This is a genomic window from Streptomyces sp. NPDC048560, from assembly GCF_040650955.1.
Lineage (GTDB): Bacteria > Actinomycetota > Actinomycetes > Streptomycetales > Streptomycetaceae > Streptomyces.
Genome location: NZ_JBEZIJ010000004.1, coordinates 109,280 through 134,793, shown reverse-complemented (window position 1 = coordinate 134,793; position 25,514 = coordinate 109,280). Strand labels below are relative to the sequence as shown.

Below are 25,514 nucleotides of genomic sequence, written 5' to 3'. Positions count from 1 at the left end.
GATGTCGCGACTCGGCAATCTCGGCGCCCGGCTCTACCGTGGCGAGGTCGGTTACGACTTCATCGGCAAGCGCAAGATCTGGTACGGCGTCTCGATACTGATCACCATCACGGCCATCGTCGGCCTGGCGGTCAGCGGCCTCAACATGGGTATCGAGTTCAAGGGCGGCGCGGTCTTCACGACCGACGAGAAGCCCAAGGTCTCCGTCTCCCAGGCCCACGAGAGCGCGGTCGAGGCCTCCGGCCACGAGGCGATCGTGCAGGAGCTCGGCAACGGCAACATGCGGATCCAGATCACCGAGGTCGGGACCGAGAAGGCCAACCAGATCAAGACCCAGCTCTCCGAGGACCTCGGAGTGCCGGAGGCGAAGATCAACGCGGACCTGGTCGGCCCCAGCTGGGGTGAGCAGATCGCGAACAAGGCGTGGACCGGTCTGGGGATCTTCATGATCCTCGTGGTCATCTACCTCGCCATCGCCTTCGAGTGGCGCATGGCCATCGCGGCCCTGGTCGCGCTGATCCACGACATCACGATCACGGTCGGCATCTACGCCCTGGTGGGCTTCGAGGTCACCCCGGGCACCGTGATCGGTCTGCTGACGATCCTCGGTTACTCCCTCTACGACACGGTCGTCGTCTTCGACAGCCTCAAGGAGGGCCAGAAGGGGATCACCAAGCAGACCCGCTGGACCTACAGCGAGGTCGCGAACCGCTCGATCAACAGCACCCTGGTCCGCTCGATCAACACCACCGTCGTCGCGCTGCTGCCCGTCGCCGGTCTGCTGTTCATCGGTGGCGGTGTCCTCGGCGCGGGCATGCTGAACGACATCTCGCTGTCGCTCTTCGTCGGCCTGGCCGCCGGCGCGTACTCCTCGATCTTCATCGCCACTCCGCTGGTCGCCGACCTCAAGGAACGCGAGCCGCAGATGAAGGCGCTGAAGAAGCGGATCCTCGCCAAGCGCGCGGCAGCCGCCGCCAAGGGCGAGTCCGTCGAGGACGAGGGTGACGACCAGCCGCAGGACGACTACGCCGACGAGGCCGAGACCGCGGGTGCCGTCGCGGGTCAGCGCAGGGGCCACGGCCGCACTCAGGGGCACCGTCGATGACCAGCACCACGGGATCCACCCGCGAGCTGCTGCTCAGTCGCATCCGCGATGTCGCCGACTATCCGAAGCCCGGCGTGATGTTCAAGGACATCACGCCGCTGCTCGCGGACCCGGTGGCGTTCACGCTGCTGACCGACACCCTCGCGGAGCTGTGCGTACGACACGGCGCTACCAAGATCGTCGGTCTGGAGGCGCGCGGCTTCATCCTCGCGGCACCGGTCGCGGTCCGGGCGGGCCTCGGCTTCGTACCGGTCCGCAAGGCCGGCAAGCTGCCCGGAGCCACGCTCAGCCAGGCGTACGAGCTGGAGTACGGTACCGCCGAGATCGAGATCCACGCGGAGGACCTCTCGCCCGACGACCGCATCATGGTCATCGACGACGTCCTCGCCACCGGTGGCACCGCCGAGGCCTCGCTGGAGCTCATCCGGCGGGCCGGCGCCCAGGTCACGGGCGTCGCGGTCCTCATGGAGCTCGGTTTCCTCCCGGGCCGCGCACGCCTGGAGCCGGCGCTGCGAGGCGCCCCGCTGGAGGCCCTGATCACCGTCTGACCGACGGCGGGACGAGCCGGCGCAGGACAGCCGCACACAGGACGGGCACCCGGGAACATCCGGGTGCCCGTCCCGCGTTGTGAGCGGTCCCACGGTCCCCGGGCGTCGATCAGCCACGGGGTCGATACCATGGGCTTTCCGGGTACCCCGGTTCCGCACGAGGAGCGCTCTTGCCAGACGAGGCCCAGCCAGTCGCCGCCCCGCAGCCCGACAAGCCCGCGGCGGACCAAGCCACGCCCGAGAAGGCGCAGCCGACGGGCACGCCGAAGCCTGCCGCGCGAGAGTCCGCGGCCGGCCCGAAGGCCCCGGACCCCGCGAACACCGAGCCGGCCCCCGGCTCCGCCCAGCCGCCCGAGCCCGCGGCCGAGCCACCGGCCGAGCCCGCGAAGGCTGCCGAGCCCACCGAGGCCGCCGCTCCCGCGGCCCCCACGCCCCCGGCGGCACAGGCGGCGAAGCCCGCCGCCAAGCCCGTCGTCCCGGCAGGTGCGGTGCCCCGCTCCGGCGGCTCCTCCAACCGCGTCCGGGCCCGCCTGGCCCGCCTCGGCGTCCAGCGCTCCAGCCCGTACAACCCCGTACTGGAACCGCTACTGCGGACCGTCCGCTCCAACGACCCCAAGATCGAGTCGGCGACGCTGCGCCAGATCGAGCGCGCCTACCAGGTCGCCGAGCGCTGGCACCGCGGGCAGAAGCGCAAGAGCGGCGACCCGTACATCACGCACCCGCTCGCGGTCACGACGATCCTCGCCGAACTCGGCATGGACCCCGCCACGCTGATGGCCGGGCTGCTGCACGACACGGTCGAGGACACCGAGTACGGCCTGGACACCCTGCGCAAGGACTTCGGGGACCAGGTCGCGCTGCTGGTCGACGGCGTCACCAAGCTCGACAAGGTCAAGTTCGGCGAGGCCGCGCAGGCCGAGACCGTACGCAAGATGGTCGTCGCCATGGCCAAGGACCCCCGGGTCCTGGTCATCAAGCTCGCCGACCGGCTGCACAACATGCGCACCATGCGCTATCTCAAGCGGGAGAAGCAGGAGAAGAAGGCCCGCGAGACCCTTGAGATCTACGCGCCCCTGGCCCACCGCCTGGGCATGAACACCATCAAGTGGGAGCTGGAGGACCTCGCCTTCGCGATCCTCTACCCCAAGATGTACGACGAGATCGTCCGGCTCGTCGCCGAGCGGGCCCCCAAGCGCGACGAGTACCTCGCCATAGTGACCGACGAGGTCCAGTCCGACCTGAGGGCCGCCCGCATCAAGGCCACCGTCACGGGACGGCCGAAGCACTACTACAGCGTCTACCAGAAGATGATCGTGCGAGGCCGGGACTTCGCCGAGATCTACGACCTGGTGGGCATCCGTGTCCTGGTCGACACGGTCCGCGACTGTTACGCGGCCCTCGGCACCGTGCACGCGCGATGGAATCCGGTCCCCGGCCGGTTCAAGGACTACATCGCGATGCCGAAGTTCAACATGTACCAGTCACTGCACACCACGGTGATCGGCCCCAGCGGCAAGCCCGTCGAGCTCCAGATCCGTACGTTCGACATGCACCGCCGCGCCGAGTACGGCATCGCCGCGCACTGGAAGTACAAGCAGGAGCCGTCCGCGGGCGCCTCCAAGGTGCGCACGGACGTACCCAAGAACACCGGCCGCGGCCAGGACACCGTCAACGACATGGCGTGGCTGCGCCAGCTGCTGGACTGGCAGAAGGAGACCGAGGACCCCAGCGAGTTCCTGGAGTCCCTGCGCTTCGACCTCTCGCGCAACGAGGTCTTCGTCTTCACACCCAAGGGCGACGTCATAGCGCTGCCCGCCGGTGCCACCCCCGTCGACTTCGCCTACGCGGTCCACACGGAGGTCGGCCACCGGACGATAGGGGCGCGCGTCAACGGGCGCCTCGTACCGCTCGAATCGACGCTGGACAACGGCGATCTCGTCGAGGTCTTCACGTCCAAGGCGACCGGCGCCGGACCTTCCCGGGACTGGCTCGGCTTCGTCAAGTCACCCCGTGCCCGGAACAAGATCCGCGCCTGGTTCTCCAAGGAGCGCCGCGACGAGGCGATCGAGCAGGGCAAGGACTCCATCGCCCGCGCGATGCGCAAGCAGAACCTGCCGATCCAGCGGATCCTGACCGGGGACTCGCTGGTCACGCTCGCCCACGAGATGCGCTACCCCGACATCTCCTCGCTGTACGCGGCGATCGGCGAGGGCCATGTCGCCGCCGCCGGCGTCGTCCAGAAGCTCGTCCAGGCCCTCGGCGGCGAGGACGCGGCCAACGAGGACCTCGTCGAGAGCGCCCCGCCCTCGCGCGGACGCAGCAAGCGCCGTGCCAACGCCGATCCCGGTGTGGTCGTCAAGGGCGTCGAGGACGTCTGGGTCAAGCTGGCCCGCTGCTGCACCCCCGTGCCCGGCGACCCGATCATCGGCTTCGTCACGCGGGGCAGCGGCGTCTCGGTGCACCGCGCCGACTGCGTCAACGTCGACTCGCTGTCCCAGCAGCCGGAGCGCATCCTCGAGGTCGAGTGGGCGCCCACCCAGTCCTCGGTCTTCCTGGTCGCCATCCAGGTCGAGGCCCTGGACCGTTCCCGGCTGCTCTCCGACGTCACCCGCGTCCTGTCCGACCAGCACGTGAACATCCTGTCGGCGGCCGTCCAGACGTCCAGGGACCGGGTGGCCACCTCACGCTTCACCTTCGAGATGGGCGACCCGAAGCACCTCGGCCATGTACTGAAGGCCGTGCGGGGCGTGGAGGGCGTCTACGACGTGTACCGGGTGACCTCGGCCCGCAGGCCGTAGCCGCGAGCCACGGCACAGCACAGGAGAGGGCCCCCGCACACGAAGTGCGGGGGCCCTCTCCCTTCCGTACGACTGCTGCGACCGCGCACGCGGTGGCCGGAATTCAGCCGCTGAACTCCTCCAGGCCCTTCAGCGCCTGGTCCAGCAGTGCCTGCCGGCCCTCCAGCTCCTTGGCCAGCTTGTCGGCCCTTGCGTTGTTGCCCGAGGCGCGCGCCGTGTCGATCTGCTTGTGCAGCTTGTCGACAGCCGCCTGGAGCTGACCCGTCAGACCCTCGGCGCGGGCCCGCGCCTCCGGGTTCGAGCGGCGCCACTCGTTCTCCTCGGCCTCCTGGAGCGCACGCTCCACCGCCTGCATCCGCCCCTCGACCTTCGGGCGGGCGTCACGGGGTACGTGACCGATGGCCTCCCAGCGCTCGTTGAGGGCACGGAAGGCGGCCCTGGCCGTCTTCAGGTCCTTCACCGGCACCAGCTTCTCGGCCTCGGTCGCGAGCTCCTCCTTGAGCTTGAGGTTCTCGCCCTGCTCCGCGTCACGCTCGGCGAAGACACCGCTGCGAGCCGCGAAGAAGACGTCCTGCGCACCGCGGAAGCGGTTCCACAGCTCGTCCTCGGACTCGCGCTGCGCACGGCCCGCGGCCTTCCACTCGGTCATCAGGTCGCGGTACCGGGCGGCCGTCGTGCCCCAGTCCGTGGAACCGGAGAGCGCCTCGGCCTCGGCGACCAGCCTCTCCTTGGCCTTGCGGGCGTCCTCGCGCTGAGCGTCCAGCGCCGCGAAGTGGGCCTTGCGACGCTTGGAGAACGCCGAACGGGCGTGGGAGAAGCGGTGCCACAGCTCGTCGTCCGACTTGCGGTCGAGGCGCGGAAGCCCCTTCCACGTGTCGACGAGCGCACGCAGCCGCTCGCCCGCCGAGCGCCACTGCTCGCTCTGCGCCAGCTCCTCGGCCTCGACGACGAGCGCCTCCTTGGCGTGACGCGCCTCGTCGGTCTGCTTCGCCTTCTGGACCTTGCGCTCCTCGCGCCGCGAGTCGACCGTCGCGACGAGCGCGTCCAGCCGGGTGCGCAGCGCGGCGAGGTCGCCGACGGCGTGATGCTCGTCAACCTGCGTGCGCAGGTGATCGATCGCGGCCATCGCGTCCTTGGACGAGAGATCGGTGGTCTTCACCCGCCGTTCGAGGAGGCCGATCTCGACCACCAAGCCCTCGTACTTGCGCTCGAAGTAGGCCAGAGCCTCCTCGGGAGTCCCGGCCTGCCACGATCCGACGACCTGCTCGCCATCGGCTGTACGCACGTACACGGTGCCTGTCTCGTCGACACGGCCCCACGGGTCGCTGCTCACAGCGCCTCCTCCACCTGATGCCTGCGAGGGGGTTCGCCCCCCGGGCATCGTCCACAGTTTCCTGGGGCGGGCATCGCCCGCCCTGCACAACGTCAATCTAGGCGACCGGCCACCCGGCTGTCCGCACTCAGCGCGGCTGAAATTCTTCGGTCCGCGCGCGAGGGTGGGCCGGCCGCCCGGCCGGGTCAGGCCTTGTCGACCGTGGCCTTCTCCACGGTGACGGTCTTCTTCGGCGCACCGTCGCCCGCGCCGCCGGCGACGCCCGCCTCGGCGACCTTCTTGACGGTCTTCAGCCCGGCGTCGTCCATGGTGCCGAACGGCGTGTAGGTGGGCGGGAGTTTGGTGTCCTTGTACACGAGGAAGAACTGGCTGCCGCCGGTCCCCGGCTGGCCGGTGTTGGCCATCGCCACCGTGCCCGCCGGGAAGGTGACGGTGCCGTCCGTGCCCGCCTTGCCCAGCGCCGTCAGGTTCTCGTCCGGGATGTTGTAACCGGGACCACCGGTGCCGTCGCCCTTGGGGTCGCCGCACTGGAGAACGAAAATGCCCTCCGTGGTCAGCCGGTGACACTTCGTGGCGTCGAAGTACCCCTTGTCCGCGAGGGCCTTGAAGGAGTTCGTCGTGTGCGGAGTCTTCGCCGCGTCCATCGTGAACGCTATGTCGCCCTGGCTGGTCTTGAGCGACATCGCGTACGACGCCTTCTTGTCGATCTTCATCGCGGGCTCCGGAGCGGCGCTCTCGCTCGCGGAGGGCGTGGCCGAGGGGCTCTGGCTCGCCGCCGTGTCGGCCTTGTCGTTCTTCTTGTCGTCGTCGTCGCCGACGGAGATGTACGCACCTGCGCCGATGACCGCCACCACGGCGAGCGCCGACGCGATGACCGCGGTCAGGCGCCTGGTCCTCCGGCGGGCTTCCTCCCGGCGCTGCTGCTGCCGCTCGAACTTCTCGCGGGCGAGCTGACGCCGCCGCTGATCGCTGCTGACCACCGGGTGATCTCCTTGTACGTCGTGTGACCGGCCTGGGTTGCCCCGTACCGTATATGGGTTAGCTGTGGGATGAGGAGCGCCGGTAGGCTCTCATCTGCCGGATCTGTCTCCACCCCTCTCCCGTCGGACGAACATTAAGGACGATCGTGCTCATTGCCGGGTTCCCCGCCGGGGCCTGGGGGACCAACTGCTATCTGGTCGCCCCCGCCGCAGGCGAGGAGTGCGTGATCATCGATCCCGGGCACCAGGCCGCCCAGGGCGTCGAGGAGACGCTGAAGAAGCATCGGCTCAAGCCCGTCGCCGTCGTGCTCACCCATGGCCACATCGACCATGTCGCCTCGGTCGTCCCCGTGTGCGGCGCGCACGACGTCCCCGCCTGGATCCACCCCGAGGACAGGTACATGATGAGCGACCCGGAGAAGGCCCTCGGCCGCTCCTTCGGTATGCCTCTCATGGGCGAACTCACCGTGGGCGAGCCGGACGACGTCAAGGAACTGACCGACGGCGCCGTGCTGAAGCTGGCCGGTCTGGAGTTCGGTGTCGCGCATGCGCCCGGCCATACCAAGGGGTCGGTGACGTTCAGGATGCCCGAGGCCGCGGATGTTCCGCAGGTCCTCTTCTCGGGCGACCTGCTCTTCGCCGGCTCCGTCGGACGCACCGACCTGCCCGGCGGCAGCCACGCCGAGCTGCTCGAGTCGCTGGCCCGTGTGTGCCTGCCGCTCGACGACTCGACCGTGGTGCTGTCGGGCCACGGCCCCCAGACGACCATCGGCCGTGAGCGCGCCTCCAATCCGTATCTGCACGGTATGGACGCGCCCCGCCGAGGAATGTGACGAGAGAGAAGCACGTGAGTACCTTCCAGGCCCCCAAGGGCACGTACGACCTGACCCCGCCGCGCTCCGCGAAGTTCCTGGCGGTGCGCGAGGCGATCTCCGCACCGCTGCGCAACTCCGGATACGGCTACATCGAGACACCCGGTTTCGAGGACGTGAACCTCTTCGCCCGCGGCGTCGGCGAGTCCACCGACATCGTGTCCAAGGAGATGTACGCCTTCGAGACCAAGGGCGGCGACAAGCTCGCGCTGCGCCCGGAGGGCACCGCATCGGTGCTGCGCGCCGCGCTGGAGGCCAACCTCCACAAGGCGGGCAACCTCCCCGTCAAGCTCTGGTACTCCGGCTCGTACTACCGCTACGAGCGGCCGCAGGCGGGCCGCTACCGCCACTTCTCCCAGGTCGGTGCCGAGGCCATCGGCACCGAGGACCCGGCACTCGACGCCGAGCTGATCATCCTGGCCGACCAGGCGTACCGCTCGCTGGGCCTCACGCAGTTCCGCATCCTGCTGAACTCGCTCGGCGACAAGGAGTGCCGCCCCGTGTACCGCGAGGCGCTCCAGGGCTTCCTCCGCGACCTCGATCTCGACGAGGAGACGCGTCGGCGCATCGAGATCAACCCGCTCCGGGTGCTCGACGACAAGCGGGCCGACGTCCAGAAGCAGCTCGTCGGCGCCCCGATGCTGCGCGACTACCTCTGCGACGCCTGCAAGGCGTACCACGAGGAGGTCCGCGGCCTGCTGACGGCGGCCGGTGTGGTGTACGAGGACGACGAGAAGCTCGTCCGCGGCCTCGACTACTACACGCGCACGACCTTCGAGTTCGTCCACGACGGTCTGGGCTCGCAGTCGGCGGTGGGCGGCGGAGGCCGCTACGACGGTCTGTCCGAGATGATCGGCGGCCCCGCGCTGCCGTCCGTCGGCTGGGCCCTCGGCGTGGACCGTACGGTTCTCGCCCTGGAGGCCGAAGGCGTCGAACTGCCGATCCCCGCCGCCACCAGCGTGTACGCGGTACCGCTCGGCGAGGAGGCACGCCGGGTGCTCTTCGGTCTCGTCACGCAGCTGCGGCGCGAAGGCGTGGCGACGGACTTCGCGTTCGGCGGCCGCGGCCTGAAGGGTGCGATGAAGAGCGCGAACCGCTCGGGCGCGCGCTTCACGCTCGTCGCGGGCGAGCGGGACCTGGCCGAGGGCAACGTCCAGCTCAAGGACATGGAGTCGGGCGACCAGGAAGCCGTCGCCCTGGCGGACGTGACCAAGGTGATCCGCTCGCGCCTGGCGTAGGCGCGGGAGCGCCACGGTACGAGAGAGGGGCCCGGCACATCACGTGCCGGGCCCCTCGCGCGTCGGCGCGGAACGGGCCGTCATCCGTCGCTGCGGCTCCTCACACCGGGCGTCACGTCCGGCGGACGTCAACTCGGCGGGGCGCCGGTTCATCCTGCCGGACGGCGCCGAACCGGGAACGATGACGGCGGCCCGCCGCGGCCGCGTCGGCGCCCAGGACCGGCGCGGTTCCCCCGTCCCCGCTCCGGTGGCCCCGGAGGAGCTCGGCCGTGGCGCTCCTCCCCGCCCCGTCCGGCCCGCGAATCCCGGACACCCCACCAGGCATGATCCGCTGATCCAGGCCGTCCACCGCGGTCACGGGGCCGTCGCGCCCGCGCGGTCCGTGACCTTCGGCAGCGAGTTCCGTCACGCACCGGGCGCCCCGCGCGGCCGCGCGTTCCACGCCGGCCGTGCGGACATACGTGTGTCCATCGAACAGCTGACAGCACGGGTGGTGCGGCACAATGACCGTGCCCAGCTGGCTACTCAGTGACGGAACGGCGATATGACGACTGCAGCGGTAGATCATCCCTCCTCGGGCCAGGCAGAGGACGGTGGGAAGAGGACCATCGGGGGCAGTCGCGCGCTGGCACTGCTCCTGGTGATCACGGGTGCGGCCGGACTGCTCTCCGCCTGGGTCATCACCATCGACAAGTTCAAGCTGCTCGAGGACCCCAGCTTCACCCCCGGGTGCAGCCTCAACCCGGTCGTCGCGTGCGGCAACATCATGAAGAGCGACCAGGCGTCCGCCTTCGGCTTCCCCAACCCGATGCTCGGGCTCGTCACGTACGCGATGGTGGTCTGCATCGGCATGGGGCTCCTCGCGGGTGCCCGCTTCCGGCCCTGGTTCTGGCTCGGCCTCAACGCGGGCACGCTGTTCGGCGTCGGCTTCTGCACCTGGCTGCAGTACCAGTCGCTCTACAACATCAACTCGCTCTGCCTGTGGTGCTGCCTCGCCTGGGTCGCCACGATCGTCATGTTCTGCTACGTCACCACGCACAACATCAAGCACGGTGTCCTGCCCGCTCCCAGCTGGCTGCGGAACAGCCTGCTGGAGTTCCACTGGGTGCCCCCGGTGCTCTGGATCGGCATCATCGGGATGCTGATCCTGACGCGCTGGTGGGACTTCTGGACCAGCTGACGGGCCCGGCGGCGTTGTCAGTGGGGTGACATAGGCTTCACGACGTGGAGCCCGATCTCTTTACCGCAGCCGCCGAAGACCGCCAGGAGAAGGACCCGTCCGCCAGCCCGCTCGCTGTGCGGATGCGTCCCCGTACGGTCGACGAGGTCGTCGGACAGCAGCACCTGCTCAAGCCGGGCTCACCCCTGCGCCGCCTGGTGGGGGAGGGCTCCGGCGGGCCCGCCGGACCGTCCTCGGTGATCCTCTGGGGCCCGCCGGGCACCGGCAAGACGACCTTGGCGTACGTGGTCAGCAAGGCGACCAACAAGCGCTTCGTGGAGCTCTCGGCGATCACCGCGGGCGTCAAGGAGGTCCGCGCGGTCATCGAGGGCGCGCGCCGCGCCACCGGCGGTTACGGCAAGGAGACCGTCCTCTTCCTCGACGAGATCCACCGCTTCTCCAAGGCCCAGCAGGACTCGCTCCTCCCGGCTGTGGAGAACCGCTGGGTGACGCTCATCGCGGCCACGACCGAGAACCCGTACTTCTCGATCATCTCCCCCCTGCTCTCGCGCTCCCTGCTGCTCACCCTGGAACCGCTGACCGACGGCGATCTGACGGCGCTGCTCACCCGCGCCCTGACCGACGAGCGCGGGCTCGGTGGGGCGGTGACGCTGGCCGAGGACGCGCACGCGCATCTGCTGCGCATCGCGGGAGGCGACGCCCGGCGTGCACTGACGGCGCTGGAAGCGGCGGCCGGTGCCGCCCTGGCCACGCACGAACAGGAGATCAGCCTCCAGACCGTCGAGGACACCGTCGACCGGGCAGCCGTGAAGTACGACAGGGACGGCGACCAGCACTACGACGTGGCGAGCGCCCTCATCAAGTCGATCCGTGGCTCGGACGTGGACGCGGCGCTGCACTATCTGGCGCGCATGATCGAGGCGGGGGAGGACCCCCGTTTCATCGCCCGGCGCCTGATGATCTCCGCCAGCGAGGACATCGGTCTGGCCGACCCGACCGCGCTGCCGACGGCGGTCGCCGCGGCCCAGGCGGTGGCCATGATCGGCTTCCCGGAGGCGGCGCTGACCCTGAGCCACGCCACCATCGCGCTGGCGCTGGCCCCGAAGTCGAACGCGGCGACGCTGGCGATCTCCGCCGCACAGGAGGACGTGCGGAAGGGCCTCGCGGGTCCCGTTCCGGCCCATCTGCGCGACGGCCACTACAAGGGCGCGGCCAAGCTCGGCCACGCCCAGGGATACGTCTACCCGCATGACGTCCCCGGCGGCATCGCCGCCCAGCAGTACGCGCCGGACGCCGTGGCGGACAAGCGGTACTACACACCCACGCGGTACGGCGCCGAGGCGCGGTACGCGGATGTGGCCGACCGGGTCAGGGAGCGACTGGGCCGGGCCGGCTCCGAGGGCACGGCCGGGAGCCAGGGTCCGGGCTGACCGAAGGTCCGGTCAGCAGGACGCCGCCTCGAAGAGGGTGTACATCGCCCGCCGCAGCTCGACGACGTCCCGCACCGGCTCGGGAAACTCGAAACGCGCGTCGAAGCACGAGCCCTGTGCCTCGACGAAGCGCACCCGCAGACCGAAGCGGTCCAGTGCCACCGGGACGGCGGAGGGCCGGTGGGCGGCGCATTCACAGGTGGCGCGCTCGCCCAGCAGCGCGCGCAGCATCCCCATCTGGTCGCTGTGCGCCGCGTGCAGATGCTGGAGGAGCTCCGCCTCGTGCTCCACGAGCGGGTCGGGGCCCGCGTCGCGGAAGGCGTCGGGTTCGACGTCCTGCGCGCCCCACAGATCGTCGACGTACGCCTCCGCCGTCTCCAGCCGCAGCATCATCCGGCCGGGCTGCGCGAGTCCCGGTACGGCGGTGAGCCAGCCGGAGATCCAGGCGCGGCCGCGGATGCGGTGCGGGACCGAGACCGGTGCGACGTCGGTGAGCTCCAGCACGGCGGTGAGCTCGTCGCCCTGAGCGCGCGTGGCGGCCCGTACGGCCGGGGAACCGTCGGGGAATTCGAGGAACAGATCCCCGTCGGCGCCCACGCCGCGGGAGCTGGGCACCAGGTGGTCGGGGCAGGGCACATCGAGCCCCGGTACGACGAGTGCCGCGGAGCAGGTACTCTGTACGAGAGTTCGTGTGCGCTCGGCTGCTGACGGCATCCGAGTGTTATCAAGCCCGCTGGGACGCGGCTGACCACGATCAGATCGGCCTTCCGTCGTAGCGGCGCCCTCGTGCGCGCCGCCGCTGTCTGTGTTGTCCGTGACGTCTGTGGTGTTCCCAGGGCGAGACATGCGATCTCCTTGAGTAAGGTAAGCCTTACCTAACTTAACCTACAACGGAGGTCTGGAGAACGTGCCTAACCAGTCGCGTCCCAAGGTCAAGAAGTCGCGTGCCCTCGGCATCGCTCTGACGCCGAAGGCTGTCAAGTACTTCGAAGCTCGTCCGTACCCGCCGGGCGAGCACGGCCGTGGCCGCAAGCAGAACTCGGACTACAAGGTCCGTCTGCTCGAGAAGCAGCGCCTCCGCGCGCAGTACGACATCAGCGAGCGCCAGATGGCGCGCGCCTACGACCGTGCCAAGAAGGCCGAAGGCAAGACGGGCGAGGCGCTGGTCGTCGAGCTCGAGCGTCGCCTCGACGCCCTGGTCCTGCGTTCGGGCATCGCCCGCACCATCTACCAGGCCCGCCAGATGGTCGTTCACGGCCACATCGAGGTCAACGGTGGCAAGGTCGACAAGCCGTCGTTCCGCGTCCGTCCCGACGACGTCGTGATGGTCCGCGAGCGCAGCCGCTCCAAGGTCCCCTTCCAGGTGGCCCGCGAGGGTGGTTACGACACCGACGGTGAGACCCCGCGCTACCTCCAGGTGAACCTGAAGGCCCTGGCCTTCCGCCTGGACCGGGACCCGAACCGCAAGGAAATCCCGGTCATCTGCGACGAGCAGCTCGTCGTCGAGTACTACGCCCGCTGATCCAGGCGTAGCTCACTCAACCGAGCTCGGGCCCGCCCCTCCCTGTTGTCCGGGAGGCGGCGGGCCTTCGCTTTTCCCCAGGCGCCGGGAAGATGCCGGTCCCCGCCGGGCCGGCCGGCGGCTGCCCGGACAGCGCCCTCGACACGGCCGCGTCCAGGCCCAGCCGCTCACCCGCACGCCGCCGCGCCTCGTACCTCTCCTCGCCCAGCTCCGCGCGGGCGCGCTCCTCGCACTGGGCCCGGGGCTGCCCGTAATAGGCCGAGCCGAACAGCGGCAGGCCCACCGAAGGCCAGATCCGTCCGGCGGCCCCCTGCAGCACGGCGGCCTCGTCCGCGTCCCCGTCGACCGCGGTGACCAGGGCCAGCAGCTCCAGGGTCAGCACGGTCGCGAGCAGATCGTGGAAGGTCCGGCCGATGCCCAGACACTCGACGAGCATCCGACGGGCCAGCGGAGTCTCCCCCCGCTGCAGGGCCGCGTACGCCAGCACGTACTGCGCGTAGGCGAGCGCCCACCGTTCCCCGTGGTCCTCGCAGATCTCCCTCACCTCCTCGCAGATCCCGACGGCGCTGTCGAGGTCCCCGAGAAAGGCCACCGCCATCGCCAGCTCGACCTGCCCCATCAGCACGTTGCTGTTGAGCTCACCGGCCTCCCGGTAGCGCGCCAGCGCGTCGCGCAGCAGCTCCTCGGCCCGCGCCATGTCGTCCGTGACGAGCGCCAGGCATCCCATCCGGTGCACCGCGTACGCAAGAGCCGACGCGTCGCCCGCCTGCTCGGCCTCCTCACGGCACTCCTGGAGCGCGGACACGGCGGCCACGGCGTCCCCCTGGAGCACGGCCACGTACCCGAGCACCCACAGCGCCTTCAGCCGGGATGCGTCGTACGGCGACTCCTCCTCCAGCACGTGCTCCAGCCAGTGCCGCCCCTCCGCGAGACGGCCGCAGCCGACCCAGTAGAACCAGAGCGTGCCCGCCAGGTACTGGGCGAGATGAACCTCGTCGGGGCTCTCCATGGAGCACTCCATCGCCCGCCGCAGATTGGGCAGTTCACTGTCGATGCGGGCTGCCACCTCGCTCTGGCGGGGGCTGAACCAGTCCAGCTCGCACCAGGTCGCGAGCCCCAGGAACCAGTCCCGGTGCCGCCGGCGCAGCCGCTCCGTGTCCCCGGTGGCGGTCAGCCACTCGGCGCCGTACTCGCGCACGGTGTCCAGCAGCCGGTAGCGGCAGCCGGCGGCCGCGTCCTCGCGCACCACGACGGACTGCGACAGGAGCTCGTCGAGCACGTCGAGCACCGAGTCGGCCGGCAGGTCGGGACCGCTGCAGACGTACTCGACGGCCTCCAGGTCGAACTGTCCGGCGAAGACCGAGAGGCGTGCCCACAGCAGCCGCTGCTGCGGTGCGCACAGCTCGTGGCTCCAGCCGATGGCCGTACGGAGCGTCTGGTGGCGGACCGGAGCGCCCCGGCTCCCGCCGGTCAGCAGCCGGAACCGGTCGTCGAGGCGGAGCAGGATCTGTTCCACCGACAGGGCGCGCAGCCGTCCCGCCGCCAGTTCGAGCGCCAGCGGAATCCCGTCGAGGCGGCGGCACAGCTCGCGCACCGTGCTCCGGTTGCCGTCCGTCAGCCGGAAGTCCGGCCGCACCGACCGGGCCCGCTCGGCGAACAGTTCCACCGCGTCCCGCTCGCTCATCGGCGTCAGCGGAAAGGTCACCTCGCCGTCCACGCGGAGCGGCCGCCGCCCGGCCGCCAGGACGCGGAGCCGGGGCGCGCGGCGAAGAAGGTCCCGTACGAGGTCGGCCACCGCCTCGGTCATCTGCTCGAAGCCGTCCAGAACGAGCAGGAGTTGACGAGCGGCAAGATGTTCGACGAGCGTGGTGCGCGGCGGTCTGCTGGTGTGGTCGGTGAGCCCGAGCACTTCGACCAGCGCGTGTTCGAGCAGCCCCGGATCGTGGACGGCGGACAGCTCCGCGATCCAGACGCCATCGCAGTACCGTTTCTCCAGCAGGGCTGCGACCCGGGACACGCAGCGGGTCTTGCCCGCCCCCGCCACCCCCGCGACCGTCACCAGCCTGGACTCCTCCAGCAGCTGCGCCAGTTCGGCCAGCTCGTCTTCACGGCCCACGAATCTGTTCAGTTCCGCGGGCAGATTGCCCAGGGCGGCGGCGGAGTGGGGGCCCGAGTCGTCGGGTGCGGAGCAGGGGCGCTGAGGGCGTCGCATAAAACACGCAGAGTACGGGCTCGGAAGCTCTCCGTACAATCTCTCCCCGGCAACGCCTGCCCCGCCCCCCGGTAATGCGGTACAGGGGCTGACGCCCGGCGCGATAGGCTCGTGGGACGACGATTGCCTGTGATGACGGGCATCGTCGGCCGAGCAGGGACAAGCCCCGAACGGGGAAGGCGACGAGCAGAGAGCGGTGCACTGTGTCCGGTGGAGAGGTGGCCGGGATCCTGGTAGCCGTCTTCTGGGCGATCCTGGTTTCGTTCCTCGCCGTGGTGCTGGTGAGGCTGGCCCAGACGCTCAGGGCGACCACGAAGCTCGTGGCGGACGTGACCGAACAGGCAGTCCCGCTGCTCGCCGACGCGTCCGCGACGGTCCGCTCCGCGCAGACCCAGCTCGACAAGGTCGACGCGATCGCGGCGGACGTCCAGGAGGTCACCTCCAACGCCTCCGCGCTCTCGACCACCGTCGCATCGACCTTCGGCGGCCCGCTCGTCAAGGTCGCCGCCTTCGGCTACGGGGTACGGCAGGCGATCGGCCGCAGGTCCGCCCCCGAACCGGAGCCGGCCCGCCGCCCCTCCCGTCGTACGGTGATCGTCGGCCGTACAGTGCCATCCGCCCGAGGCAAGAAGCGGAACGGCCGAAGTTCCCGCGGACAGAAGGACTGACGCAGCGATGTTCCGCCGTACGTTCTGGTTCACAGCCGGCGCCGCAGCCGGTGTCTGGGCCACCACCAAGGTCAACCGCAAGATCAAGCAGCTGACCCCCGAGAGCCTCGCGGCGCAGGCCGCGAACAAGGCGATCGAAACCGGTCACAAGCTCAAGGACTTCGCCCTCGACGTGCGCGAGGGCATGGTCCGGCGCGAGGCCGAACTGGGCGGGGCGCTGGGCCTGGAGGCACCGGTCGACCCCGAACTCCCCGTACGGCAGCACTTCGCCGTCGAGACGGCGGACTCCGCCGCCCCACACCGCACGCTCCCCTACACGTCGTACAACCGGAATGAGGACCACTAATGGAGTCGGCTGAAATTCGCCGCCGCTGGCTGAGCTTCTTCGAGGAGCGCGGTCACACCGTCGTCCCTTCGGCGTCGCTCATCGCGGACGACCCGACTCTGCTGCTGGTCCCCGCGGGCATGGTTCCCTTCAAGCCGTACTTCCTCGGCGAGGTCAAGCCGCCCGCCCCCCGCGTCACCAGCGTGCAGAAGTGCGTCCGCACGCCGGACATCGAAGAGGTCGGCAAGACCACCCGGCACGGCACGTTCTTCCAGATGTGCGGCAACTTCTCCTTCGGTGACTACTTCAAGGAAGGGGCCATCCAGTACGCCTGGGAGGCCCTGACCAACTCCGTCGCCGACGGCGGCTTCGGACTCGACCCCGAGCGTCTGTGGATCACGGTCTACCTCGACGACGACGAGGCCGAGCAGATCTGGCGCGACAAGATCGGCGTCCCCGCCGAGCGCATCCAGCGCCTGGGCAAGAAGGACAACTTCTGGTCCATGGGCGTTCCGGGCCCCTGCGGCCCCTGTTCCGAGATCAACTACGACCGCGGCCCGGAGTTCGGCGTCGAGGGCGGCCCGGCCGTCAACGACGAGCGGTACGTGGAGATCTGGAACCTGGTCTTCATGCAGTACGAGCGGGGCGCCGGCGACGGCAAGGAGGACTTCCCGATCCTCGGCGACCTGCCGTCGCAGAACATCGACACGGGTCTCGGCCTCGAACGCCTCGCGATGATCCTGCAGGGCGTGCAGAACATGTACGAGACCGACACCCTGCGCGTCGTCATGGACAAGGCCACCGAGCTCACCGGCGTGCGGTACGGCGCCGAGCACGGCACGGACGTCTCGCTCCGCGTCGTCGCCGACCACATCCGCACGTCCGTGATGCTCATCGGGGACGGAGTCACCCCCGGCAACGAGGGCCGCGGCTACGTCCTGCGCCGCATCATGCGCCGCGCCATCCGCAACATGCGGCTGATGGGCGCCACCGGCTCCGTCGCCGGTGAGCTGGTCGATGTCGTGATCAACACGATGGGGCAGCAGTACCCGGAGCTGATCACCGACCGCAAGCGCGTCGAGACGGTCGCCCTCGCCGAGGAGGCCGCGTTCCTCAAGGCCCTCAAGGGCGGCACCAACATCCTCGAGACCGCCGTCACCGAGACCAAGGCCGCCGGCGGCCAGGTCCTGGCCGGCGACAAGGCGTTCCTGCTCCACGACACCTGGGGCTTCCCGATCGACCTCACCCTGGAGATGGCCGCCGAACAGGGCCTCTCCGTGGACGAGGACGGCTTCCGCCGCCTCATGCAGGAGCAGCGGGACAAGGCCAAGGCCGACGCCAAGGCCAAGAAGACCGGCCACGCCGACCTCTCCGCCTACCGCGCGGTCGCCGACTCCTCGGGTACCACCGAGTTCACCGGCTACACCAGCACCGAGGGCGAGTCGACGATCGTCGGCCTGCTCGTCGACGGCGTCCCCTCGCCCGCCGCCTCCGAGGGCGACGAGGTCGAGATCGTCCTCGACCGCACCCCGTTCTACGCCGAGGGCGGCGGCCAGCTGGCCGACCAGGGCCGGATCCGGCTCGACACCGGGGCCGTCGTCCAGATCCGCGACGTACAGCAGCCGGTCCCGGGTGTCTCCGTCCACAAGGGCTCCGTCCAGGTCGGTGAGGTCACGGTCGGCGCTGCTGCCTACGCCTCCATCGACAACACCCGCCGTCGCGCCATCGCCCGAGCCCACAGCGCCACGCACCTCACGCACCAGGCGCTGCGCGACGCCCTCGGCCCGACGGCCGCCCAGGCCGGTTCGGAGAACTCGCCCGGGCGCTTCCGCTTCGACTTCGGCTCTCCCGCCGCCGTGCCCGGCACGGTCCTCGTCGACGTCGAGCAGAAGATCAACGAGGTCCTGGCCCGCGAACTCGACGTCCAGGCCGAGGTCATGTCCATCGACGACGCCAAGAAGCAGGGCGCCATCGCGGAGTTCGGCGAGAAGTACGGAGAGCGGGTCCGTGTCGTCACCATCGGCGACTTCTCCAAGGAGCTGTGCGGCGGTACGCACGTCCACAACACGGCCCAGCTGGGTCTGGTGAAGCTCCTCGGTGAGTCATCGATCGGTTCCGGGGTGCGCCGCATCGAGGCCCTCGTCGGCGTCGACGCGTACAACTTCCTCGCCAAGGAGCACACGGTCGTCGCCCAGCTCCAGGAGCTGGTCAAGGGCCGCTCCGAGGAGCTCCCGGAGAAGATCGCCTCCATGCTCGGCAAGCTGAAGGACGCCGAGAAGGAGATCGAGAAGTTCCGCGCGGAGAAGGTCCTCCAGGCCGCCGCCGGTCTGGTCGAGTCCGCCAAGGACGTCCGGGGCGTCGCCCTGGTCACCGGCCAGGTCCCGGACGGCACGTCCGCCGACGACCTGCGCAGGCTCGTCCTGGACGTCCGCGGACGCATCCAGGGGGGCCGCCCGGCCGTCGTCGCCCTGTTCACCACGGCCAACGGCCGCCCGCTGACGGTCATCGCCACCAACGAGGCGGCCCGCGAGCGCGGCCTCAAGGCCGGTGACCTGGTCCGTACGGCTGCCAAGACCCTCGGCGGCGGTGGCGGCGGCAAGCCGGACGTCGCCCAGGGCGGCGGCACGAACCCGGACGCCATCGGTGACGCCGTCGCCGCTGTCGAACGCCTCGTCACCGAGACGGCATGACGCCGGACATGCCGCAGATGCGCCGTGGTCGCCGACTGGCGGTCGATGTCGGGGACGCCCGGATCGGGGTCGCCTCGTGCGACCCCGACGGGATCCTCGCCACGCCGGTGGAGACCGTGCCGGGACGTGACGTCCCGGCCGCCCACCGGCGGCTGGGGCAGATCGTCGAGGAGTACGAGCCGATCGAGGTCATCATCGGTCTGCCTCGCTCGCTCGGCGGCGGCGAGGGCCCCGCAGCCGCCAAGGTGCGGGCGTTCGCCGACGTGTTCGCCCGCGCGGTCGCACCCATTCCGGTGCGATTGGTGGACGAGAGGATGACCACAGTGACGGCCACTCAGGGACTGCGCGCCTCGGGCGTGAAGTCCAAGAAGGGCCGGTCTGTCATCGACCAGGCTGCCGCTGTGGTGATCCTTCAGAACGCTCTGGAGTCCGAACGGGCGTCAGGCACAGCTCCGGGCGAGGGCGTCGAAGTGGTTGTCTGATCGCGATACGGTAACGTTCCGCGCGATGCGGCAGTGTTCGAACAAACACCGCACAGCAAAGAGGCGGAACGTCGTCTCGCGGCACTAGGGGATCGATGACTGAGTATGGCCGGGGCCCCGGCTCCGAACCGTGGCATCCCGAGGACCCCTCGTACGGGGCCCAGGGATGGGACGGCCAGCAGGCTGCCCCCGGCCAGAACCAGTACGGCGGCCAGCAACAGCAGCCCTACCCCCAGGACCCGTACGCCCAGCAGCAGCAGTACCCGCAGCAGGACCAGTACCAGCAGCAGTACCCGCAGGGCCAGCAGCAGTACCCGCAGCAGCAGTACGGCACTCAGCAGGACCCGTACGCGCAGCCCCAGCAGCCCCAGTACAACGGCGGATGGGACACCGGCCAGCAGGCCGCCATGCCGTACGGCGGGCAGCCCCAGGATCCGTACGGGCAGCAGTCGGCGGGCTACGGCGAACAGCAGGACTACTACCGTACGCCCGAGGCCTACCCCCCGCCGCAGCCCCCCGGCCGCCGGGAGGCCGTGCCCGAGCAGCAGGCGCCGGACTGGAATCCGGACGTGCCCGAGGAGGAGACGCACCCCTTCTTCACGGGCGCCGACGAGCCGGCCGACAGCCGTGACACCAGGGACGACGAGTACGACGACGAGGACGACGACTCGCGCGCGTCCCGCCGTGGCGGACGCGGCGGAGGCGAACGCCGGGGCAAGGGCAAGAAGAAGAACCGCAGCGGCTGCGCCTGCCTGGTCGTCTCGGTGGTCCTCGTCGGGGGCCTCGGGGGAGTGGCGTACCTGGGCTACTCCTACTTCCAGGACCAGTTCGGCGCGGCGCCCGACTACGCGGGCGGCGGCTCCGGCGAGGTCGAGGTGGAGATCCCCAAGGGCGCGCTCGGCGGTGAGATCGCGAACATCCTCAAGAGCAAGGGCGTGGTCAAATCAGTCGACGCCTTTGTTTCGGCACAGAATGCCAATCCTCGCGGCAAATTCATTCAGGCCGGCGTCTATCTCCTCAAGGCGGAGATGTCAGCGGACAACGCCGTGAAAATGATGCTGGACCCGAAGAGCCAGAATCCCCTCGTCATTCCTGAGGGAACGAAGAACGTCACGGTCTACGCCATGATCGACAAACGGCTCGCGCTCAAAAAGGGCAGCACGGCCAAGGTCGCCGAGACGAATGCGGAGAGTCTGGGGCTCCCGGACTGGGCCGAGGACAATCCCGAGGTCAAGGATCCGCTGGAAGGATTCCTCTACCCGGCCGCCTACCCGGTTTCCAAGGGGTCGAAGCCCGAGGACACGCTGAAGCGGATGGTCTCCCGCGCCAACGAGGAGTACGGGAAGGCGCAGGTCGAGGAGAAGGCCACCAAGCTGGGCCTCAAGAACCCTTGGCAGCTCATCACCGTCGCGAGCCTCGTGCAGGTCGAGGGCAAGTACAAGCACGACTTCGACAAGGTCGCGAGGGTGGTCTACAACCGCCTCAAGCCCGGGAACACCGAAACGGTCGGCCGGCTCGAATTCGACTCCACGGTCAACTACATCAAGGGCCAGAGCACACTGGACCTCGGCCCCGTGGACGGACTCCGGAGGATCGACGACCCCTACAACACGTACAAGATCAAGGGGCTTCCGGCGGGTCCGATCAGCAATCCGGGCGCGGACGCACTGCATTCGGCGATGAATCCGGCTTCCGGTCCCTGGTACTACTTCGTCTCCGTGACCGAGGACAAGACGGTGTTCGCCGTGACGAACGAGGAGCACGAGCGCAACCGGCAGAAGTACGAGGACGAGAAGGCCGGCCAGTGAGCATCCCCCGCAGGGCCGCCGTCCTCGGCTCGCCCATCGCCCACTCGCTCTCCCCGGTCCTGCACCGGGCGGCGTACGCGGAGCTCGGCCTCGACCACTGGTCGTACGACCGCTTCGAGGTGGACGAGGCCGCGCTGCCCGGATTCATCGAGGGGCTCGACCGCTCCTGGGCCGGGCTCTCGCTGACCATGCCGCTCAAGCGCGCGATCATCCCTCTGCTGGACGAGATCAGCGGGACCGCGGCCGCGGTCGAGGCGGTCAACACCGTGGTCCTCACCGAGGACGGCCGGCGCTTCGGCGACAACACGGACATCCCCGGAATGATCGCGGCCCTTCGCGAGCGCGGTGTGGAGAAGGTGGAGTCGGCCGCCGTCCTCGGCGCCGGGGCCACCGCGTCCTCCGCCCTCGCCGCCCTCGCCGAGATCTGCACGGGACCGGTCACGGCCTACGTCCGCAGCCCGGAACGGGCCGAGGAGATGCGCGCCTGGGGCGAGCGTCTCGCCGTTGACGTGCGGATCGCCGCCTGGGCCGACGGTGCCCAGGCGCTGCGGGCCCCGCTGGTCATCGCCACCACGCCGGCCGGGAGCACGGACGCGCTGGCCGCGGCCGTACCCGAGGCTCCGGGCACACTGTTCGACGTGCTCTACGAGCCCTGGCCGACGGCGCTCGCAGCGGCCTGGTCGGCTCGCCAGGGTGCAGTCGTCGGAGGTCTCGACCTCCTCGTGCACCAGGCCGTCCTGCAGGTCGAGCTGATGACCGGCCGTGCTCCGGCTCCTCTCGCCGCCATGAGACACGCGGGAGAACAGGCGCTCGCGGCCCGCTGAGTCCTCCTCCGGGCCGGCCCGGCCGTCCGTCTGCTGGACCGGCGGCCGGTTCGCGGCCCCGGTCGTGGGAGGATCGGGGGTGGCGGGCCAGGGCCGCGCACCCGGTCGCGCCGTTGGATTTTCAGGCGCGAGCATGAGGAGCACCGTTGAGCAGGTTGCGCTGGCTGACCGCGGGGGAGTCGCACGGCCCCGCACTCGTGGCGACGCTGGAGGGTCTTCCCGCCGGTGTCCCGATCACCACGGAGATGGTGGCGGACGCGCTCGCCCGGCGGCGGCTCGGTTACGGCCGCGGTGCGCGGATGAAGTTCGAGAAGGACGAGGTCACGTTCCTGGGCGGTGTCCGGCACGGCCTCACCATGGGGTCGCCCGTCGCCGTCATGGTCGGCAACACCGAGTGGCCCAAGTGGGAACAGGTCATGTCGGCCGACCCCGTGGACCCCGAAGAGCTGGCCAAGCTGGCCCGTAACGCCCCGCTGACCCGCCCCCGCCCCGGCCACGCCGACCTCGCGGGGATGCAGAAGTACGGCTTCGACGAGGCCCGTCCGATCCTGGAGCGCGCCAGCGCCCGCGAGACCGCGGCCCGCGTCGCGCTCGGTGCGGTCGCCCGCTCGTACCTCAAGGAGACGGCGGGCATCGAGATCGTCAGCCACGTCGTCGAGCTGGCCGCCGCGAAGGCGCCGTACGGTGTCTACCCCACGCCCGCCGATGTCGAGAAGCTCGACGCCGACCCCGTGCGCTGCCTGGACGCCGACGCGTCGAAGGCGATGGTCGCCGAGATCGACCAGGCCCACAAGGACGGTGACACGCTCGGCGGAGTCGTCGAGGTGCTCGCCTACGGAGTGCCGGTCGGCCTCGGATCGCACGTGCACTGGGACCGTCGTCTCGACGCCCGGCTCGCCGCCGCACTGATGGGCATCCAGGCCATCAAGGGCGTCGAGGTCGGCGACGGCTTCGACCTGGCCCGCGTGCCCGGCTCCAAGGCGCACGACGAAATCCTGGTCACCGACGACGGCATCAAGCGCGCCTCGGGGCGGGCCGGCGGCACCGAGGGCGGTCTGACCACCGGTGAGCTCCTGCGGGTCCGCGCGGCGATGAAGCCCATCGCCACGGTGCCCCGCGCCCTCGCCACCGTCGACGTCGTGACGGGTGAGCCCGCGAAGGCCCACCACCAGCGCTCCGATGTCTGTGCCGTGCCGGCCGCGGGAATCGTCGCCGAGGCGATGGTCGCCCTGGTGCTGGCCGACGCGGTCGCGGAGAAGTTCGGCGGCGACAGCGTCCCCGAGACCCACCGCAACGTGCGGTCGTACCTCGACCACCTGCAGATCCGATGAGTGGCCCCCTGGTCGTCCTCGTCGGCCCCATGGGCGTCGGCAAGTCCACGGTCGGCGAGCTGCTCGCCGACCGCCTGGGCACCACCTACCGGGACACCGACGCGGACATCGTGGACGCCGCGGGCAAGCCGATCCCGGAGATCTTCTACGACGAGGGCGAGGACCAATTCCGTGCGCTGGAGCGGCAGGCCGTACGGGCCGCCGTCGCCGAGCACACGGGTGTCCTCTCCCTCGGCGGCGGAGCCGTCCTCGACGGGACGACCCGTGAACTCCTCGCGGACCACGCCGTCGTCTACCTCTCGATGGACGTCGACGAGGCGGTCAAGCGGGTCGGGCTCAACACCGCCCGGCCGCTGCTCGCCGTCAACCCGCGCCGGCAGTGGCGCGAGCTGATGGAAGCCCGCCGCCACCTCTACGACGAGGTGGCCCGTACGACCGTCGCCACCGACGACCGCACCCCCGACGAGGTCGCACAGGCGATCATCGACGCACTGGAACTGCCGGAGCGGACGGGCGACGGCCCCGCACCGCACGGCCGGGAGAACACACGCATGACGGAGCAGGCACCCACTCGCATCCAGGTCGCGGGCACCGCGGGCACCGACCCGTACGAGGTACTGGTCGGCCGCCAGTTGCTCGGCGAACTGCCCACTCTCATCGGCAACCGCGCCAAGCGGGTGGCCGTGCTGCACCCCGAGGCGCTCGCCGAGACCGGCGAGGCGGTCCGGGAGGACCTCGCCTCCCAGGGCTACGAGGCCATCGCCATCCAGCTCCCGAACGCCGAGGAGGCCAAGACCGTCGAGGTCGCGGCGTACTGCTGGAAGGCGCTCGGCCAGACGGGCTTCACCCGCACCGACGTCATCATCGGCATCGGTGGCGGCGCCACCACCGACGTGGCCGGCTTCGTCGCCGCCAGCTGGCTGCGCGGCGTCCGCTGGATCGCGGTACCCACCACCGTGCTCGGCATGGTCGACGCGGCCGTCGGCGGCAAGACCGGCATCAACACGGCCGAGGGCAAGAACCTCGTGGGCGCGTTCCACCCGCCCGCCGGGGTCCTGTGCGACCTCGCCGCCCTCGACTCGCTGCCGGTCAACGACTACGTGTCGGGCATGGCCGAGATCATCAAGGCCGGTTTCATCGCCGACCCGGCCATCCTCGACCTGGTCGAGGCCGACCCCGAAGGCGCCCGTACGCCCGCCGGACAGCACACGGCCGAGCTGATCGAGCGGTCGATCCGGGTCAAGGCGGAGGTCGTGTCCAGCGACCTCAAGGAGTCCGGCCTGCGGGAGATCCTCAACTACGGGCACACCCTCGCGCACGCGATCGAGAAGAACGAGCGCTACAAGTGGCGTCACGGCGCGGCCGTCTCGGTCGGCATGGTCTTCGCCGCCGAGCTGGGCCGGCTCGCGGGCCGGCTCGACGACGCCACCGCCGACCGGCACCGCGCCATTCTCGAATCCGTCGGGCTGCCGCTCACCTACCGCGGCGACCAGTGGCCCAAGCTGCTGGAGAACATGAAGGTCGACAAGAAGTCCCGCGGCGACCTCCTGCGCTTCATCGTCCTCGACGGCCTGGGCAAGCCCACTGTCCTGGAGGGACCCGACCCGGCCATCCTGCTCGCCGCGTACGGGGAGGTCTCCGCGTGACCCGTAAGGTCCTCGTGCTCAACGGGCCGAACCTCGGCCGCCTGGGCTCCCGAGAGCCCGACGTGTACGGCGCGACCTCCTACGCCGGGCTCATCGAGACCTGCCAGGCGCTCGGCAAGGAGCTCGGCTTCGACGTCGACGTGCGCGAGACCAACGACGAGGGCCAGATGATCCGCTGGCTCCACGACGCGGCGGACGGTTCAATTCCGGTCGTTCTCAACCCGGGTGCCTTCACGCACTACTCCTACGGGATGCGGGACGCGGCCGCCCAGCGGACCGCCCCCCTGATCGAGGTCCACATCTCGAATCCGTACGCACGGGAGGAATTCCGCCACACGTCGGTGGTCGCGCCCGTGGCCACCGGCACCGTGGCCGGATTCGGTATCGGCTCCTACCGCCTCGCCCTGCGGGCGCTGGCCGACGAGCTCGACGTCTGATCCGTCGGCCACCCGGCCCGACGGGCACTCCAGGCCGTCCCCGTCCGTTCACCTCGCGGCGGCCGGGGACGGTACGGTTGCCGTT

At 70.2% G+C, this 25,514-nt stretch carries 22 protein-coding genes; 18 read left to right on the top strand and 4 right to left on the bottom strand.

Going from position 1 to position 25,514, the window contains the following annotated elements:
* Nucleotide 1: 1 nt before the first annotated feature.
* The 3 genes from secF to AB0C82_RS13370 all read left to right on the top strand — a co-directional run bounded on the left by secF (nucleotide 2) and on the right by AB0C82_RS13370 (nucleotide 4,451).
* A complete protein-coding gene (gene secF / locus AB0C82_RS13380; protein WP_362840168.1) occupies nucleotides 2–1,105 on the top strand; it encodes a protein translocase subunit SecF in 1,104 nt (367 codons plus the stop codon).
* Nucleotides 1,102–1,653, top strand: a complete 552-nt coding sequence (locus AB0C82_RS13375; protein WP_362840165.1) for an adenine phosphoribosyltransferase — start codon at nucleotides 1,102–1,104, stop codon at nucleotides 1,651–1,653. The genes secF and AB0C82_RS13375 overlap by 4 nt, the downstream gene beginning before the upstream one ends.
* Nucleotides 1,654–1,823: 170 nt before the next feature.
* Entirely contained in the window at nucleotides 1,824–4,451 is a 2,628-nt protein-coding gene (locus tag AB0C82_RS13370; RefSeq protein ID WP_362840162.1) for a RelA/SpoT family protein, read from the top strand.
* A 103-nt stretch (nucleotides 4,452–4,554) separates the two neighbouring features.
* Here the strand turns inward: AB0C82_RS13370 and AB0C82_RS13365 are convergent, their stop codons facing one another.
* Entirely contained in the window at nucleotides 4,555–5,784 is a 1,230-nt protein-coding gene (locus AB0C82_RS13365; RefSeq protein WP_362840159.1) for a DUF349 domain-containing protein, read from the bottom strand.
* Between the two features lie 185 nt (nucleotides 5,785–5,969).
* Nucleotides 5,970–6,764 (bottom strand): peptidylprolyl isomerase, encoded by a 795-nt coding sequence (locus tag AB0C82_RS13360; RefSeq protein WP_362840156.1) that lies wholly within the window; start codon nucleotides 6,762–6,764, stop codon nucleotides 5,970–5,972.
* A 146-nt stretch (nucleotides 6,765–6,910) separates the two neighbouring features.
* Here AB0C82_RS13360 and AB0C82_RS13355 point away from each other — a divergent pair, with 146 nt between their 5' ends.
* From AB0C82_RS13355 to AB0C82_RS13335, 5 genes are read left to right on the top strand one after another with little or no spacing between them, the layout of a single operon-like run.
* A complete protein-coding gene (locus AB0C82_RS13355; RefSeq protein ID WP_362840153.1) occupies nucleotides 6,911–7,597 on the top strand; it encodes an MBL fold metallo-hydrolase in 687 nt (228 codons plus the stop codon).
* 14 nt (nucleotides 7,598–7,611) lie between these two features.
* Nucleotides 7,612–8,874 (top strand): histidine--tRNA ligase, encoded by a 1,263-nt coding sequence (hisS, locus tag AB0C82_RS13350; protein WP_362840150.1) that lies wholly within the window; start codon nucleotides 7,612–7,614, stop codon nucleotides 8,872–8,874.
* Nucleotides 8,875–8,917: 43 nt separating this feature from the next.
* A complete protein-coding gene (locus tag AB0C82_RS13345; protein ID WP_362840147.1) occupies nucleotides 8,918–9,406 on the top strand; it encodes a hypothetical protein in 489 nt (162 codons plus the stop codon).
* Nucleotides 9,407–9,418: 12 nt separating this feature from the next.
* Nucleotides 9,419–10,054, top strand: a complete 636-nt coding sequence (locus AB0C82_RS13340) for a vitamin K epoxide reductase family protein (RefSeq protein ID WP_362840144.1) — start codon at nucleotides 9,419–9,421, stop codon at nucleotides 10,052–10,054.
* Nucleotides 10,055–10,098: 44 nt separating this feature from the next.
* Complete coding sequence (locus AB0C82_RS13335; RefSeq protein WP_362840141.1) at nucleotides 10,099–11,484, top strand: replication-associated recombination protein A; 1,386 nt, start codon at nucleotides 10,099–10,101, stop codon at nucleotides 11,482–11,484.
* A gap of 12 nt (nucleotides 11,485–11,496) precedes the next feature.
* Here the strand turns inward: AB0C82_RS13335 and AB0C82_RS13330 are convergent, their stop codons facing one another.
* Complete coding sequence (locus tag AB0C82_RS13330; RefSeq protein WP_362840138.1) at nucleotides 11,497–12,198, bottom strand: DUF2470 domain-containing protein; 702 nt, start codon at nucleotides 12,196–12,198, stop codon at nucleotides 11,497–11,499.
* A gap of 193 nt (nucleotides 12,199–12,391) precedes the next feature.
* On the opposite strand from AB0C82_RS13330, the gene rpsD reads away from it, so the two are divergent.
* Nucleotides 12,392–13,006: a 30S ribosomal protein S4 gene (gene rpsD / locus AB0C82_RS13325; protein WP_018960518.1), complete on the top strand. Its 615-nt coding sequence runs from the start codon at nucleotides 12,392–12,394 to the stop codon at nucleotides 13,004–13,006.
* Between the two features lie 16 nt (nucleotides 13,007–13,022).
* Here rpsD and AB0C82_RS13320 read toward each other — a convergent pair whose 3' ends face one another.
* Nucleotides 13,023–15,218: an AAA family ATPase gene (locus AB0C82_RS13320; protein WP_362840134.1), complete on the bottom strand. Its 2,196-nt coding sequence runs from the start codon at nucleotides 15,216–15,218 to the stop codon at nucleotides 13,023–13,025.
* Between the two features lie 218 nt (nucleotides 15,219–15,436).
* On the opposite strand from AB0C82_RS13320, the gene AB0C82_RS13315 reads away from it, so the two are divergent.
* The 9 genes from AB0C82_RS13315 to aroQ all read left to right on the top strand — a co-directional run bounded on the left by AB0C82_RS13315 (nucleotide 15,437) and on the right by aroQ (nucleotide 25,429).
* A complete protein-coding gene (locus AB0C82_RS13315; protein WP_362840131.1) occupies nucleotides 15,437–15,886 on the top strand; it encodes a DUF948 domain-containing protein in 450 nt (149 codons plus the stop codon).
* A 7-nt stretch (nucleotides 15,887–15,893) separates the two neighbouring features.
* The gene (locus AB0C82_RS13310) at nucleotides 15,894–16,232 is read left to right on the top strand and encodes a DUF6167 family protein (RefSeq protein ID WP_362840128.1); all 339 of its coding nucleotides are present in this window, start codon (nucleotides 15,894–15,896) and stop codon (nucleotides 16,230–16,232) included.
* Nucleotides 16,232–18,901: an alanine--tRNA ligase gene (gene alaS / locus AB0C82_RS13305; protein ID WP_362840125.1), complete on the top strand. Its 2,670-nt coding sequence runs from the start codon at nucleotides 16,232–16,234 to the stop codon at nucleotides 18,899–18,901. Before AB0C82_RS13310 ends, alaS begins: the two co-directional genes overlap by 1 nt.
* Nucleotides 18,898–19,383 (top strand): Holliday junction resolvase RuvX, encoded by a 486-nt coding sequence (gene ruvX, locus AB0C82_RS13300; protein ID WP_362840123.1) that lies wholly within the window; start codon nucleotides 18,898–18,900, stop codon nucleotides 19,381–19,383. The genes alaS and ruvX overlap by 4 nt, the downstream gene beginning before the upstream one ends.
* 95 nt (nucleotides 19,384–19,478) lie before the next feature.
* Nucleotides 19,479–21,191: an endolytic transglycosylase MltG gene (gene mltG, locus AB0C82_RS13295; protein ID WP_362840120.1), complete on the top strand. Its 1,713-nt coding sequence runs from the start codon at nucleotides 19,479–19,481 to the stop codon at nucleotides 21,189–21,191.
* Nucleotides 21,188–22,015, top strand: coding sequence for a shikimate dehydrogenase (locus tag AB0C82_RS13290; protein WP_362840117.1), 828 nt, complete (start codon nucleotides 21,188–21,190; stop codon nucleotides 22,013–22,015). Before mltG ends, AB0C82_RS13290 begins: the two co-directional genes overlap by 4 nt.
* 146 nt (nucleotides 22,016–22,161) lie before the next feature.
* Nucleotides 22,162–23,346 carry a chorismate synthase gene (aroC, locus tag AB0C82_RS13285; RefSeq protein ID WP_362840114.1) on the top strand — a complete coding sequence of 395 codons (1,185 nt, stop codon included), beginning with the start codon at nucleotides 22,162–22,164 and terminating at the stop codon, nucleotides 23,344–23,346.
* Complete coding sequence (gene aroB / locus AB0C82_RS13280; RefSeq protein WP_362840111.1) at nucleotides 23,343–24,992, top strand: 3-dehydroquinate synthase; 1,650 nt, start codon at nucleotides 23,343–23,345, stop codon at nucleotides 24,990–24,992. The genes aroC and aroB overlap by 4 nt, the downstream gene beginning before the upstream one ends.
* Nucleotides 24,989–25,429, top strand: coding sequence for a type II 3-dehydroquinate dehydratase (aroQ, locus tag AB0C82_RS13275; protein WP_362840109.1), 441 nt, complete (start codon nucleotides 24,989–24,991; stop codon nucleotides 25,427–25,429). Before aroB ends, aroQ begins: the two co-directional genes overlap by 4 nt.
* The last annotated feature ends 85 nt before the right edge of the window (nucleotides 25,430–25,514 follow it).

What these genes read in the sequence shown, in the direction of transcription:
- secF (WP_362840168.1), top strand. Translation starts at nt 2, where the DNA reads ATGTCGCGACTCGGCAATCTCGGCGCCCGGCTCTACCGTGGCGAGGTC.
- AB0C82_RS13375 (WP_362840165.1), top strand. Translation starts at nt 1,102, where the DNA reads ATGACCAGCACCACGGGATCCACCCGCGAGCTGCTGCTCAGTCGCATC.
- AB0C82_RS13340 (WP_362840144.1), top strand. Translation starts at nt 9,419, where the DNA reads ATGACGACTGCAGCGGTAGATCATCCCTCCTCGGGCCAGGCAGAGGAC.
- AB0C82_RS13330 (WP_362840138.1), bottom strand. Translation starts at nt 12,198, where the DNA reads ATGCCGTCAGCAGCCGAGCGCACACGAACTCTCGTACAGAGTACCTGC.
- AB0C82_RS13320 (WP_362840134.1), bottom strand. Translation starts at nt 15,218, where the DNA reads ATGCGACGCCCTCAGCGCCCCTGCTCCGCACCCGACGACTCGGGCCCC.
- AB0C82_RS13310 (WP_362840128.1), top strand. Translation starts at nt 15,894, where the DNA reads ATGTTCCGCCGTACGTTCTGGTTCACAGCCGGCGCCGCAGCCGGTGTC.
- alaS (WP_362840125.1), top strand. Translation starts at nt 16,232, where the DNA reads ATGGAGTCGGCTGAAATTCGCCGCCGCTGGCTGAGCTTCTTCGAGGAG.
- ruvX (WP_362840123.1), top strand. Translation starts at nt 18,898, where the DNA reads ATGACGCCGGACATGCCGCAGATGCGCCGTGGTCGCCGACTGGCGGTC.
- mltG (WP_362840120.1), top strand. Translation starts at nt 19,479, where the DNA reads ATGACTGAGTATGGCCGGGGCCCCGGCTCCGAACCGTGGCATCCCGAG.
- aroB (WP_362840111.1), top strand. Translation starts at nt 23,343, where the DNA reads ATGAGTGGCCCCCTGGTCGTCCTCGTCGGCCCCATGGGCGTCGGCAAG.